Raw genomic sequence first — 14254 nt, forward strand, 5'->3', positions numbered from 1 at the left:
ACGAGCGGGAGGATGTCAGGATGAGCGACGCATTGACATATATTATGGGTCAGGAAGATCACGCGAGTTACCGCCTGCAAACCCACGCGGCGGGTCCTGAGGGCTCGCTGCCGCTGACCGGCGACATGCTGCTCAACTGGCCTAGCGGCGACTTGTTCGGCTTGAGTCAAAACGTGGGCATGGGTTGGAAGCCGGATCGCTTACACGGGAAGCAAGTGCTCATCCTAAGCACTCAAGGGGGACTGCGTGCAGAGGATGGCACGCCAATTGCTCTTGGGTATCACACAGGGCACTGGGAGGTCGGTCTCCTCACGAAAGAGGCGGCGCTTGAGATCACCGAGCTAGGCGGGGTGCCGTTCGCAGGCTATGTGAGCGATCCGTGCGACGGCCGTTCCCAAGGTACGACTGGGATGTTCGATTCATTGCCGTACCGCAATGATGCAGCGATGGTGTATCGCAGGCTCGTGCGTTCTTTGCCGACGCGAAGCGGAGTGATTGGCATCGCGACTTGCGATAAAGGACTTCCTGCAACGATGATCGCGCTCGCCGGCATCCATGATTTGCCCGGCATCATCGTTCCCGGGGGCGTGACGCTGCCCCCAACGAACGGCGAGGATGCTGCGAAGATTCAAACGATTGGGGCCCGCTACGCGCAGGGGCAAATTTCTTTGCAGGAAGCAGCGGATATGGGCTGCCGCACCTGTGCAACGCCTGGCGGAGGCTGCCAGTTTCTGGGGACTGCGGCAACCGCGCAAGTCGTTGCCGAGGCGCTCGGCATGTCTTTACCACATTCTGCGCTCGCTCCGTCCGGACAGGCACTGTGGAAAAATATCGCCAGACAGTCGGCGAGAGCCATCTATTGGATGCAGCAGAACGGCATTCGAATGAGCCATATCCTGACGGATGCGGCGATTCACAATGCAATGGTCGTTCACGCCGCTTTTGGCGGGTCGACGAATTTGCTGCTTCATATCCCGGCCATCGCGCATGCAGCGAAATGCCGTATTCCGGACGTGGCCGACTGGAGCCGGATTAACAAAAGCGTACCACGTCTCGTCAGTGTATTGCCGAACGGACCGGAATATCATCCGACGATTCGCGTGTTTATGGCCGGAGGCGTGCCGGAAGTGATGCTCCACCTGCGGAAGCTGGGGTTGTTGGATGTGTCGGTCAAAACGGTGGCAGGCGAGAACCTGGGCACCCTGCTGGATTGGTGGGAATCCTCGGAACGCCGTCATCAGATTCGGCAGCAATTGCTGGAGACCGACGGTATCGATCCCGACGCTGTCATTATGAGTCCTGCTCAAGCAAAGAGCCGGGGGCTGACGTCAACAGTGACGTTTCCGACCGGAAATATTGCGCCGGAGGGCTCCGTCATCAAATCGACAGCTATTGACCCGGAAGTCGTCGGGGAAGACGGCATTTATCGCCATACCGGACGCGCGAAAGTGTTTACGACGGAGAAATCGGCTGTTAAAGCAATTAAGGACGGCCACATTATTGAAGGCGACATTATGGTATTAATAGGCAGAGGCCCGTCGGGCACTGGGATGGAAGAGACGTATCAGCTTACCTCTGCCTTAAAGCATCTCCCCTTCGGCAAATATGTCACATTGCTCACGGATGCTCGGTTTTCAGGCGTTTCAACGGGGGCGTGCATCGGTCACATAGGTCCTGAGGCGCTCGCCGGCGGACCGATCGGTAAGCTGCGTAATGGTGACTTGCTGGAGGTCATCATCGATCTTGCCAGTTTGGAAGGAAGTATTCAATTTATCGGGCAAGGTGAAGAACGCTTTAGTCCGCAAGAAGGAGCTGTCATCCTGAACTCGCGTCCTTCACATCCTGAACTTAGGCCTGACCCTCAGCTGCCGGACGATACTCGTCTCTGGGCTGCGTTACAGGCGGCTAGCGGAGGCACGTGGCGGGGAAGCATTTATGATGTTGACCGCATTATCGAAGTACTCAATGCCGGGCATACCTATTTGGAGATGCTCAAGAAGGAAAAGAGGAGCAGCTCATGCGATTAGGACTTTCCGTCTACGGAACGATGTTTAGCATGGGGATCGTCCAAGCTTCGGAACGTTCTCCAATTAGACCGTTGGCCTTGATCGATAAGGCGCTGGAACTCGGGCTGGAAGGGGTGGAGATCCCTATCGAGCTTCTGGAGCATGAAGACGTAATGGCCGTTGCCCGATATGCGCGCGAGCGCGATATGTTTATCGGTCTGGAGACCGTCGGGTTTGATCCGGCGCATCTGACCGAAGCTTTGGAGCTGGCAGCTCGGATGAGCGTCCCTACGCTGCGCACGATTGTTATGGGAGCCAAGTTTGGGGGTGACCGCAGACCGTTGACAGGACGCTGGAAACCCTTTCTGAATGACATTCTCCATGGGCTACAGGGAGCGGTGAAGGCTGCGGAACGCCTAGGCGTAAACCTTGCCGTGGAAAATCATCAGGATCTTGCTTCCGAGGAGCTGCTCTGGCTGTGTAAAACGATTGGCTCCGAAAAATTCGGTATTATTTTGGACACGGGAAATACGCTTGCAACCGCGGAGGAGCCGATTCAATTTGCTAGAACGGTTGCTCCATATCTTAAACACGTGCACTTGAAGGATTATAAACTTTATCTGAGTGAAGAGGGGTTCCGGCTCGTTCGTTGTCCGCTCGGCCAAGGCGTGGTTGATTTTCCGCAGCTTTTCTCGATGTTCTCGGAAACGTGTCCAGATATCACGATGACGGTGGAGATTGGTGCGCTGGAATCCAGGCATGTTCGTCTGCTCGCTGACGATTACTGGCCGGAATATCCGCCTCGCTCTGCAGCCCAGCTAGCCAAGGTGATGCATTTCGTATTCAACCGCGCGGAGCCGCCTGGAGATTGGCGCACCCCTTATGAATGCGGTGAGCACGCAGAAGCTATCATAGCGTATGAGAGCAGCCAGCTTGAGACAAGTATTGCTTATATCCGGAAAGCACTTGGCAATGTGTAAGGAGGATGTCGCAGGTCGCTTACGAAAACTTCGTTTAATCCTATTAAACTGAGGGGCTGTTGAACATGAGATTGTTGGATAAAGTGGTATTAATAACAGGTTCCGGATCGGGAATTGGCAGGGCGACCGCTGAATTATTTGCCAAAGAAGGCGCGATCGTCATTGTCAATGATGTGGATGAACGGAATGGTCAGCAAACGGTAGAGCGAATTGCATCCCATGGCGGGCAAGCCGTTTTTATTCAAGGAGATGTGACCCAGCCGGACTCTGTGGATCTTCTGATCAAGCAGGCGATTGAGCGATTTGGCCGTATCGATGTTCTCTTTAACAATGCGGGCATCAGTGGGGTCGGGGCCATCCATGAAATTGAACCCGATGCCTGGGATCGTGTGATGAATGTCAATATTCGCGGGGTTTATTTAACATCGAAATATGTTCTGCCCCATATGATGGAGAGGCATTCAGGCAGCATTATTAATATGTCTTCCTGCATAGCGGAGATAGGCTTGGCTAGACGTGCATCCTATTCGGCTACGAAAGGCGCCGTGCTTGCATTAACGAAATCCATGCAGGTCGATTATGCGAAGTACAACATACGGGTAAATGCCTTACTGCCTGGAACGATTATGACTCCATTTGTGGAAAATTATTTGAAAACCTCGTATGATGATCCTGAGGTTGCTATTGCCTCTATTAAGTCCAGACAGCTAAGCGGCGAACTCGGAACACCGGGGGATGTTGCGCAAGCAGCGCTGTTCCTTGCATCCGATGAATCCAAGTTTATGATGGGCTCCCCATTGTATATTGACGGTGGGGTCACATTCGGGAAAAATGCTTAAGAATTCACTTCATTATTCATCAGAAACTTTATAGGAGGGGTGTCATCCATATGCAATTGGTTACGATTGATCGCGAAGGAGTTTTTCGTCTGGGAGTTAGACATCAAGAGCAGGTAGTGGATATTGAAGCTGCACTTCAAATCGTTCCGGACGCTGATGTCCCGACGGATATCATGGATGTTATCACTGGCGGTGCGGAAAAGTTAACTGCTTTGCAGCGGTTCATCGATAAGGTGATCAACGCAGGTGCTGATACAAATTCATTTTTGCTAAGCGAAAATGATATCCAATACGGCCCGTGTGTAACCCGTCCGAATAAGATTATTTGTGTCGGGCTCAATTATAAGCGGCATGCGGAAGAGACAAACGCGCCAATTCCGAAATACCCGATACTATTTAATAAATTTAACAACACGTTAACAGGCCATCTAAAACCTGTAGCCTTGCCGGAAAGAGTATCCAGTCAAGTGGATTACGAAGCGGAGCTGGTCATTGTCATTGGCAAGCAAGCGAAATATGTGAATAAGGATCAAGCATTGGAGCATGTTTTCGGGTACTGCAATGTCAACGATTTGTCTGCCCGTGACTTGCAAATGAGAACAGGGCAATGGCTGCTCGGCAAAACCTGCGATGATTTCAGTCCGTTAGGGCCTTACCTGGTCACCGCCGATGAAGTTGCCGATCCCAATCATTTATCGATTACATGTACAGTGAATGGCGAAGTTCGCCAGAAGTCGAATACATCGGATATGATCTTCCATTGCGATGAAATTGTCAGCTATATTTCCCAACATATGACGTTATGCCCAGGGGATATCATCCTGACAGGAACGCCGGAAGGTGTCGTTCTCGGTTATCCGGAGGACAAGCGAGTTTACTTGAAGCCAGGTGATGTTGTCACGATTGAAATTGAAAAGCTTGGTGCTTTGACGAATCGGATGGTCAGCGAATCCGTGGACAACCTATAAATTAGCCAACGCCAAAAAAAGGATTCACTCCATGGAGCGGATCCTTTTTATATTGCCGGCGAACCGACAGCAAGATCTTTTTTATCCTGACAGTTATAAGCCTCTTGGCATCGTGTATATATAAATTGAACCCCTTCTTTTTGGTAACGCTTACAAGAAAGTTTGGCAAGATGACCATTGCACGCTAAGGCATAGTCTTCACAGCAACGGAAGGATTGACGAGCACATGAGGGAGGCTGCCGCATGGATTTCACGTTAACGGAAGAACAGCATATGATTCGGCGGATGGTGCGCGACTTCGCCAAAAAAGAGCTGGAGCCAACAGCCTCAGAACGGGACGAGGAGGAGCGGTTCGACCGGACGATTTTCGATATGATGGGCGAGCTCGGCTTGACCGGAATCCCATGGCCGGAGCGTTATGGGGGGCTTGGCGGTGACTTTTTGACGTACGTGATGGTGGTGGAAGAGCTGTCGCGCGTTTGTGCGGCCACCGGTGTGATGCTGTCCGTGCACACGTCGCTGATCGGCTGGTCGCTGTACCAATATGGCACAGAAGCGCAAAAAATAAAGTTCCTGAGCCCGCTGGCGGAAGGCCGTAAGCTTGGCGCGTTCAGCTTGACGGAGAGTGTGTCCGGATCCGATGCCGGCGCGATGCGGACGTCAGCGAAGCGTGACGGGAACGCCTATGTCATTAACGGCTCCAAAATTTTCGTCACCAATGCCGGCGAAGCGGACCTGTATCTCGTGTTTGCGATGACGGACTCGTCCGTTAAACATAAAGGATGCAGTGCATTTTTGATCGAAAAAGGCACCCCCGGATTTTCTTTCGGCAAAAAAGAAAAGAAGCTGGGCATCCGCTCGTCACCGACGATGGAGCTGATTTTTGAAGATTGCCGGGTACCGGCGGAGAACCGGCTTGGCGAAGAGGGCGAAGGTTTCACGATCGCCATGAAAAGCCTCGATGGCGGGCGAAGCGGCATCGCAGCGCAGGCGCTCGGCATTGCCCAGGGCGCGCTCGACGCGTCCATCGCTTATGCCAAAGAGCGCCGGCAGTTCGGCAAGCCGATCGCGCAGCAGCAGGCGATTGCGTTCAAGCTCGCCGATATGGCAACGAAGATCGAAGCGGCCCGTCTATTGACCTACCAAGCGGCATGGCGGGAGAGTCAAGGTGTGCCGTACGGCAAGGAGTCGGCGATTGCCAAGCTGTTTGCCAGTGATACGGCGGTGCAGGTGACGATTGATGCTGTGCAGATTTTTGGCGGGTACGGGTATATCAAAGATTTTCCGGTTGAGCGATACTTTCGCGATGCCAAAGTGACGCAAATATACGAAGGTACGAACGAAATTCAACGGCTTGTCATCGCCAAGATGCTCCTAGCGGACTGATCGGCCATATTAATTAACCTATGGATAATTAAGCGCATCAATGAACTTTGCCATTAACCCCCATCAATAAACAGCATCAATAAACGGCTATCATCCAGATTAAAGCGAAAGGGAAGAGCGAAGATGGGATCCTCTGTGAAGTATCGTTCCAAGCACAAGGTAAGATTTGTAACGGCTTCCGCTCTTTTTGACGGTCATGACGTGTCCATCAATATGATGAGGCGCATGCTTCAGGCGAGCGGGGCAGAGGTCATCCATCTCGGTCATAACCGATCGGTGGATGAAGTGGTGCGGACAGCGATTCAAGAAGATGTTCAAGGGATTGCGATTTCTTCATATCAAGGCGGACATATGGAATATTTCACCTATATGCTCGATTTGCTTAGGGAGAAAGGGGCTTCCCATATTCTCGTGTTTGGTGGCGGGGGTGGCGTGATCCTGCCGTCGGAGATCAAAAAGCTGCATGCCTACGGGGTGTCGCGGATTTTTTCGCCGGAGGACGGGCGCGAGCTGGGCTTGCAGGGCATGATCGACGTGATGATGCAGGCCTGTGATTTCAGCACGCTGGCGCATGCGGCGCTGGACCCGGAGGCATGCCTGCGGAAGGAGCCACTGGCCATCGCGCAATATTTGACGGCGGCTGAGCTGCACAGCGAGGGCATGCTATCCGCTGCCGAGCTTGCGGCGTACAGCAGGCTGCAAAGCGCAGCTGCGCAACCGGCTCGCAGCCCGGTCGTCGGCATTACCGGCACAGGCGGAGCGGGCAAAAGCTCCTTGACCGATGAGCTGGTCCTGCGCTGCCTGCGGCATGATCCGAACCGCTCGATTGCCATTATCTCGATCGACCCGACGAAACGGCGTACAGGCGGCGCGCTGCTCGGCGACCGCATTCGCATGAACGCCGTCCATTCAGATCGGGTGTATATGCGAAGCTTAGCGACGCGCGATTCAGGTACGGAGCTGTCGAAAGCTATGAGCGAAGTGCTGGCTGTCGTCAAAGCAGCCGGATTTGATTTGATTCTCGTTGAAACGAGCGGAATCGGGCAAGGGGATCATCAAATTGTCGATGTCGCCGATGTCTGCCTTTATGTCATGACCAGTGAATTCGGCGCCCCTTCCCAACTGGAGAAAATTGACATGTTGGATGACGCCGATCTGATTGCGATTAATAAATTCGAGCGCAAAGGGTCGCTGGATGCCTTGCGTGATGTCAAAAAGCAGTATCAGCGGAATCACATGTTATTCGAGCAGGACGTGGAAACGATGCCTGTCCATGGTACGATGGCCAGTCAGTTTAACGATGCAGGGGTAAATCGCCTATTCATAGCGTTAATCGATGTGCTGAACCGGAAGTTCGAGGCGCAATGGGAGCTGCCGGCGTTTCCCTCAGCTCTATTTGCCGACAGAAGACGAGTGATCATCCCGAACGACCGCATCCGCTATTTGGGAGAAATAGCGCAAACAGTGCGCGATTATCATGCGTTCATCCGGCGCGAGGCCGAGCTGGCGAGCGCCTGCTATCGGCTGCAAGGCGCGCTGCAGCAGCTTGGCGCCCAGCCTGGAGCGGCTGCAACGGAGCTCACTCAGCTTAGAGCCGAGCTCGAGCGTCAGCTCCAGCCCGAGACGAGCGACTGGCTGGCCAGCTGGCCGGAGCTGCAAAAGCGATACACCGGCGAGACTTTCGTCACGCACGTGCGGGGTCAAGCGATTGTCACCGAGCTGACAACGGAAAGCCTGTCCGGCCTGCACATCCCCAAAGTCAGCCTGCCTCCATACCGCGATTGGGGCGATCTCGTCCGCTGGATGTACTTGGAGAATGTACCCGGCGAGTTTCCGTACACGGCCGGCGTGTTTGCTTTCAAACGTACGGCGGAAGATCCCAAACGGCAGTTTGCGGGCGAAGGCACACCGGAGCGGACGAACCAGCGGTTCCATTATTTGTCGCAGAACGATCCGGCCAAGCGGCTCAGCACCGCCTTCGATTCGGTGACCTTGTACGGCGAAAACCCGGACTATCGACCCGACATTTACGGCAAAATCGGGGAAAGCGGCGTCAGCATTTGCACACTGGACGATATGAAGAAGTTGTACGCCGGATTTGATCTGTGTCATCCGTTGACTTCCGTTTCGATGACGATCAACGGTCCTGCGCCTGTGCTGCTGGCCATGTACATGAATACGGCGATCGATATGCAGGCAGAGCTCTTTTCCAATAAGCATGGCAGGTCACCGACCAGCGAAGAGCTGGACCAGTTGAAAGAAGCGACATTGAAATCGGTAAGAGGCACGGTGCAGGCGGATATTTTAAAAGAAGACCAAGGTCAGAACACGTGTATCTTCTCTACTGAATTTGCCCTCCGCATGATGGGCGATATTCAGCAATATTTTATCGATCATGAGGTGCGCAATTATTATTCCGTTTCCATCTCGGGCTACCACATTGCGGAAGCCGGAGCAAATCCGATTTCGCAATTGGCGTTCACGCTGGCGAACGGGTTTACGTATGTCGAGTACTATTTGTCAAGAGGGATGGCGATCGACGACTTTGCTCCCAATTTGTCGTTCTTCTTCAGCAACGGACTTGATCCCGAATATACGGTGATCGGCCGTGTAGCGCGAAGAATTTGGGCGACGGTGATGAAGCGGAAGTACAAGGCGAATGAACGCAGCCAGAAGCTGAAGTACCACATTCAGACATCCGGCCGTTCGCTGCACGCGCAGGAGATTGATTTTAACGATATCCGCACGACGCTGCAAGCGCTCATGGCCTTGCTGGACAACTGCAATTCGCTGCATACGAATTCGTATGACGAAGCGATTACAACCCCGACGGAGGAGTCGGTGCGCAGGGCGATGGCGATTCAATTGATCATTACGAAGGAGCTTGGATTTATTAAAAATGAAAACATGCTGCAGGGCTCGTTCCTGATCGAGGAACTAACCGACATGGTGGAGGAAGCGGTGCTTGCGGAGCTGGAGCGCATCAGCGACCGGGGTGGTGTTCTTGGCGCCATGGAGTCCCAATATCAACGCGGGAAAATCCAGGATGAATCGATGCTGTACGAAACGAAGAAGCATAACGGCGAGCTCCCGATCATCGGTGTGAACACGTTCCGCAATCCGCACCCGGCGGCGACGGACGAGGATCTGGATATCCCCCTGGCCAGAGCCACGGCCGAAGAGAAGGAGCATCAGATCCGCAACTTGCATGCTTTCCATGCCAAGCATCAGGCTGAGGCACCGGCCGCACTCGCCAGGCTGCAGCAGACGGCTTTGGCGGGGGGCAACATTTTTGCCGAGCTGATGGAAACGGTCAAAGTGGCAAGCTTGGGGCAAATTACCCATGCTTTGTACGCAGTCGGCGGACAATACCGTCGCAATATGTAACGCGAAGGAGGGGATTCGATGTCCTTTCAGCAGCTTCCCAAGCACAGGCAGCTTGGTTTGTCGAATGATCAAGTGTTGAAAATGTACACGTACATGATGACGGCGCGAAAATACGACGAGCGCGCGACATTGTTGCAGCGATCCGGCCGCACTGCTTTTCATATATCCGGAATCGGACAGGAGGCGGCACAGGTAGGGGCGGCATTTGCGCTGGAGCGGCAGCACGATTTTTTTCTCCCGTATTACCGGGATTACGCCTTTGTGTTGTCCGTTGGTGTGACGGTTCAGGAGCTGATGCTGTCCGCCTTTTCCAAAGCTGAAGATATTAATGGCGGCAGGCAGATGCCGGCGCATTTCAGTCATCGCCTGCACCATGTGGTGTCAGGCTCCAGTCCCGTCGCGACACAGGTCCCCCATGCGGTCGGCATTGCGCTCAAGTCTTTGATGAAAAAAGAGGAGCGCGTCGCTTTTGTCTCGTTCGGCGAAGGGTCGAGCAATCAGGGCGATGTGCATGAAAGCTTTAACTTTGCCAGTATATTCAAGCTGCCGGTCATTTTTATGTGTGAAAATAACCAATACGCCATATCCATTCCGGCGCACCGCCAAGTGGCCGGCCGAGTGGTCGATCGCGCCGCCGGATACGGCTTTCCCGGTATTCGTGTGGACGGCAACGACGTGCTGGAGGTGTATCGCGTGGTCAAGGAGGCGCGAGAACGAGCCGTGCGTGGGGCGGGACCGACCTTGATCGAGGCGATGCTGTACCGCATCTCTCCGCACTCGACAGCGGATGACGATATGCTGTACCGTACGAAGGAAGAGGTGGATTACCACCGGGAGCAGGACGGGATTGAAAGCTTTCGCCGTTATTTGACGGACTGCGGCATTTTGAATGAGGAAACGGACCGGCTGCTGCAGGAAACGATCATGAAAGAACTGAACGAGGCGACCAAATATGCAGAGAAGGCCCCATACCCAACACCTGAGGACGCCTTGAAACATGTATTTGCCGAGCCTGCTGAACCTGCCCAGGGAGGTGAGATTTGAGATGGCGATCATCACTTATCTGGAAGCGATCCGCTCGGCCATGATGGAGGAAATGGAGCGTGACGAGAACGTCTTCGTGCTCGGCGAGGATATCGGCAAAGGAGGCGTGCTGAACGCGACCAAGGGGATGCGCGACAAGTTCGGCGAGCTGCGCGTGCTGGATACGCCCTTGGCCGAGTCGGCCATTGTAGGCGTCTCCATCGGCGCAGCTCTGGTCGGCATGCGGCCGGTCGCGGAAATGCAGTTCGCCGATTTTATTTTTCCGGCAACGAATCAAATCGTGAACGAAGCGGCGAGGCTTCGCTACCGTTCGAATAATGACTGGCACTGCCCGATCGTCATTCGTGCCCCGTATGGCGCGACCGGCGGCGGCGGGCTTTACCATTCGCAGTGTCCGGAATCGGCCTTCTTCGGCACGCCTGGCCTCAAAATCGTCGCTCCGTCCACGGCGTATGACGCCAAAGGCCTGCTTAAGGCTGCGATACGCGACGACGATCCGGTGCTCTTTTTCGAGCATAAAAAGTGCTATTTATCCGTCTCAGACGAGGTTCCGGCAGACGATTACATCGTGCCGATCGGAGAGGCCGCCGTCCGGCGCGAAGGCGAGGATATCACGGTCATCGCTTACGGCATCGCCGTTCATCATGCGGTTAGAGCCGCCTACGAACTGGAGGCCGAAGAGGGGATTACGACGCATGTTCTGGATCTCCGCTCTTTGTATCCGCTGGATAAAGAAGCGATTTGCGAGGCGGCGGCCAAGACGGGCAAGGTGCTGATTTTTCATGAGGATAACAAAACAGGCGGCATTGGGGCGGAAGTGTCGGCGATGATTGCTGAAGAAATGCTGTACGATTTGGATGCCCCAATTATGCGCGTATGTGCGCCGGACATTCCACTGATCGCGATGGCGGCTCCGATCGAGAAGCTGTATATCCCGAACGTCGATATGGTGAAGGAGGCTATGCGGCGCTTAGCAGAACTTTAATGCGGGGAGGGTGGACAGCATGGCAAGCAAGGAGCAGGGGACTGAGGTTACCGTTCCGCATTTGGCTGAAAGTCTTGTTTCGGCGACGGTGGGCAAATGGTTGAAGCAGCCCGGCGATGCCGTTCGGGAATATGATGTTTTATGCGAGCTCATGACAGATAAGGTTAATGTGGAGATGCCTTCGCCACTGGACGGGATTGTGGTGCAACTCTTGGTGCAGGAAGGAGAGACGGCGAGTGTCGGGTCGCCGATCTGTATTATTCGGGCAGCGGGCGAGCACGAGGAGGCAGGAGCCACGCAGGGGGCACTAGGCGGTGCTGCGCAAGCGCTAGGTGGTACTGTGCAGGCGGCAGGTGGTGCTGTGCGGCCAGAAGAAGCGGCGGCGCCAGCTGAACCCGAGCCGTCCGGCGTGCACAGCGCCCGGTTCTCACCGGCTGTTCTGAAGCTGGCGAAGGTGCATGGCGTCGAGCTGCAGCGGGTGAAGGGAACAGGGCTTGGGGGCAGGATCACACGGAAGGACATTTTGCTATATGTGAAAAATCGGGCATCGAGCGCGACGGTGCAGGCTCCTGAGCGAAGTGAAGCGGCAGCGGGGCCATCCGTCGTGGCGGAGCCAGGTCCGGCGCCGGCGCGAGCTTCTACGGCTCAAGGCGGGCTTGCGAAGCCGCAGACGCCGCCTGCACAGCTGCCTGCACAGCCGCCGACATCGGAAACCGAGCAGACGCGGATGCCAATCACCCCGCTGCGCCGGCTCATTGCTTCCCGGATGCAGCAAAGCTTGACGGAAATCCCTCACGCTTGGCTGACTGTCGAGGCGGATGTAAGCGGGCTGGTCGCGCTGCGCACCAAGTGGAAAGAACGGTTTGAGCGCGAGGAGGGCGTACCGCTGACGTATACGCCTTTTGTGCTGAAGGCGATTATTAATGCGATTAAAGATTATCCGATTTTGAACGCTTCCTGGGCCCATGATCATATCGTCATCTACAAGCCGATTCACCTGTCCATCGCGATCGGCTCCGACAGCTCCGTCGTCACGCCCGTCATCCGGCATGCCGAGCACAAAACGATCGCCGGGCTGGCCATCGAGCTGCATGATTTGATCAAACGTACAAAAGCGGGCAAGCTGACTCCGGCCGATATGCAGGGAGGTACGTTCACTTTTAATAATACCGGGGCGTTCGGCTCGGTTTCTTCATATCCCATTATTAATTATCCGCAAGCTGCGATCATTACGATGGAATCGATTGTGCGCAAGCCGGTCGTCGTCACAAACGATGCGATCGCCATCCGCTCTATGGTGAATCTGTGCCTGTCGCTGGATCATCGCGTCTTGGACGGAGTTATTTGCGGTCAATTTTTGCAGCGGGTGAAATCCAATTTGGAGCATGTGAATACGGACACAGTCATATATTAGGCTTGTATATACTTAATCTCCTAACCCGATGGAGGACGATGCAGATGAGAGAAAGCGTAATCGTCAGCGGTGCGCGCACGCCGTTCGGCAAATTTGGCGGCTCGCTGAAAGATGTGGACGCAGTCACACTGGGCGCTGCAGCGATTAAAGGCGCGATGGAGCGTTCAACCCTTGATCCGGCGCTAGTCGATGAAGTGCTGATGGGCATGGTGCTGCAAGGCGGCGCCGGGCAAATTCCTTCCCGTCAGGCAGCTCGGCAAGCTGGATTAAATTGGCAGATTACGACGGAAACGATTAATAAAGTGTGCGCATCCGGCATGCGCAGCGTAACTTTAGCCGACCAAATCATTCGCTCCGGTGATGCGGACGCGATTGTGGCAGGCGGCATGGAGAGCATGAGCAACGCTCCCTATTTGGATGTAAGCGGCCGCTGGGGCGCGAGAATGGGAAGCCGGGAGCTCATCGATTTGATGCTCCACGACGGCCTCGAATGCGCTTTTGACAAAGTGCACATGGCCGTGCACGGCAGCTATGTCGCCGAGGAGTACGGCGTGTCTCGGGCTGAGCAGGACGAATGGGCACTGCGCAGCCATGAGCTGGCGATTCAGGCAGCGCGACAAGGCTATTGGGCGGAAGAAATCGTGTCTGTGCCGATCGTGAACAAAAGCAAGTCCTTGCTCATTACCGAGGACGAAGCGCCCCGTGCGGACACCAGCTTGGAGCGGCTCGCGCAGCTTCCGGCGGTCTTCGTCAAGGACGGCACAATCACAGCCGGCAATGCGCCAGGCGTCAATGACGGCGCTGCTGCACTCGTGGTGATGTCCAAAGAGAAAGCGCTGGACCAAGGCATCCAGCCCTTAGCGACGATTCTGGGGCATGCTTCTGTTGGCCAGAAAGCCCGCTACATTGCGACGACCCCGGCGCTGGCGATTCAGAAGCTGCTGCAGCAAACGTCGATCCCGCTTGATCAGATTGAACGCTTCGAGGTCAACGAAGCTTTTGCAGCCGTGCTGCTGACCTGCGAGCGCATTCTTGGTTGGGACCGGGACAAAGTGAACGTGAATGGGGGCGCGATAGCCTTAGGGCACCCGATTGCCGCCAGCGGGACGCGCATTATTTTGACCTTGATACATGAATTGCGTAGACGAGGCGGCGGCTTCGGCATTGCCGCTATTTGCAGCGGAGGCGGGCAAGGCGATGCCGTGCTGATCCGGGTGTAAGCGCGAGAAGCAGCGTGAAGAGGTG

The 14254-nt window shown here is 54.9% G+C and carries 10 protein-coding genes; all 10 read left to right on the forward strand.

Annotated elements, in window-relative coordinates; genetic code table 11:
- The first annotated feature begins 20 nt into the window (after positions 1 to 20).
- The 10 genes from O9139_RS03885 (at position 21) to O9139_RS03930 (ending at position 14229) form a co-directional block, all read left to right on the forward strand.
- Entirely contained in the window at positions 21 to 2027 is a 2007-nt protein-coding gene (locus tag O9139_RS03885) for a YjhG/YagF family D-xylonate dehydratase (protein ID WP_270878139.1), read from the forward strand.
- Complete coding sequence (locus O9139_RS03890; RefSeq protein WP_270878140.1) at positions 2018 to 2986, forward strand: sugar phosphate isomerase/epimerase family protein; 969 nt, start codon at positions 2018 to 2020, stop codon at positions 2984 to 2986. The genes O9139_RS03885 and O9139_RS03890 overlap by 10 nt, the downstream gene beginning before the upstream one ends.
- Positions 2987 to 3051: 65 nt before the next feature.
- Positions 3052 to 3825, forward strand: a complete 774-nt coding sequence (locus O9139_RS03895; RefSeq protein WP_270878141.1) for an SDR family NAD(P)-dependent oxidoreductase — start codon at positions 3052 to 3054, stop codon at positions 3823 to 3825.
- Positions 3826 to 3875: 50 nt separating this feature from the next.
- On the forward strand, positions 3876 to 4793 hold the full coding sequence (locus O9139_RS03900; RefSeq protein WP_270878142.1) for a fumarylacetoacetate hydrolase family protein: 918 nt from the start codon (positions 3876 to 3878) through the stop codon (positions 4791 to 4793).
- A 243-nt stretch (positions 4794 to 5036) separates the two neighbouring features.
- A complete protein-coding gene (locus tag O9139_RS03905; RefSeq protein WP_270878143.1) occupies positions 5037 to 6179 on the forward strand; it encodes an acyl-CoA dehydrogenase in 1143 nt (380 codons plus the stop codon).
- A 123-nt stretch (positions 6180 to 6302) separates the two neighbouring features.
- The gene (icmF, locus tag O9139_RS03910) at positions 6303 to 9566 is read left to right on the forward strand and encodes a fused isobutyryl-CoA mutase/GTPase IcmF (RefSeq protein ID WP_270878144.1); all 3264 of its coding nucleotides are present in this window, start codon (positions 6303 to 6305) and stop codon (positions 9564 to 9566) included.
- A gap of 18 nt (positions 9567 to 9584) precedes the next feature.
- Entirely contained in the window at positions 9585 to 10610 is a 1026-nt protein-coding gene (locus O9139_RS03915; RefSeq protein ID WP_270878145.1) for a thiamine pyrophosphate-dependent dehydrogenase E1 component subunit alpha, read from the forward strand.
- A gap of 1 nt (position 10611) precedes the next feature.
- Positions 10612 to 11595 carry an alpha-ketoacid dehydrogenase subunit beta gene (locus O9139_RS03920; protein ID WP_270878146.1) on the forward strand — a complete coding sequence of 328 codons (984 nt, stop codon included), beginning with the start codon at positions 10612 to 10614 and terminating at the stop codon, positions 11593 to 11595.
- 19 nt (positions 11596 to 11614) lie between these two features.
- Positions 11615 to 13009: a dihydrolipoamide acetyltransferase family protein gene (locus O9139_RS03925; protein ID WP_270878147.1), complete on the forward strand. Its 1395-nt coding sequence runs from the start codon at positions 11615 to 11617 to the stop codon at positions 13007 to 13009.
- A gap of 44 nt (positions 13010 to 13053) precedes the next feature.
- Complete coding sequence (locus O9139_RS03930) at positions 13054 to 14229, forward strand: acetyl-CoA C-acetyltransferase (RefSeq protein WP_270878148.1); 1176 nt, start codon at positions 13054 to 13056, stop codon at positions 14227 to 14229.
- Positions 14230 to 14254: the final 25 nt, after the last annotated feature.

Origin of the sequence: Paenibacillus aestuarii (assembly GCF_027789125.1) — a bacterium.
GTDB classification, from domain to species: Bacteria; Bacillota; Bacilli; order Paenibacillales; family NBRC-103111; genus Paenibacillus_E; species Paenibacillus_E aestuarii.

Coding starts and splice junctions, on each gene's coding strand:
- icmF (WP_270878144.1), top strand. CDS start 6,303: ATGGGATCCTCTGTGAAGTATCGTTCCAAGCACAAGGTAAGATTTGTA.
- O9139_RS03885 (WP_270878139.1), top strand. CDS start 21: ATGAGCGACGCATTGACATATATTATGGGTCAGGAAGATCACGCGAGT.
- O9139_RS03930 (WP_270878148.1), top strand. CDS start 13,054: ATGAGAGAAAGCGTAATCGTCAGCGGTGCGCGCACGCCGTTCGGCAAA.
- O9139_RS03890 (WP_270878140.1), top strand. CDS start 2,018: ATGCGATTAGGACTTTCCGTCTACGGAACGATGTTTAGCATGGGGATC.
- O9139_RS03895 (WP_270878141.1), top strand. CDS start 3,052: ATGAGATTGTTGGATAAAGTGGTATTAATAACAGGTTCCGGATCGGGA.
- O9139_RS03915 (WP_270878145.1), top strand. CDS start 9,585: ATGTCCTTTCAGCAGCTTCCCAAGCACAGGCAGCTTGGTTTGTCGAAT.
- O9139_RS03925 (WP_270878147.1), top strand. CDS start 11,615: ATGGCAAGCAAGGAGCAGGGGACTGAGGTTACCGTTCCGCATTTGGCT.
- O9139_RS03920 (WP_270878146.1), top strand. CDS start 10,612: ATGGCGATCATCACTTATCTGGAAGCGATCCGCTCGGCCATGATGGAG.
- O9139_RS03905 (WP_270878143.1), top strand. CDS start 5,037: ATGGATTTCACGTTAACGGAAGAACAGCATATGATTCGGCGGATGGTG.
- O9139_RS03900 (WP_270878142.1), top strand. CDS start 3,876: ATGCAATTGGTTACGATTGATCGCGAAGGAGTTTTTCGTCTGGGAGTT.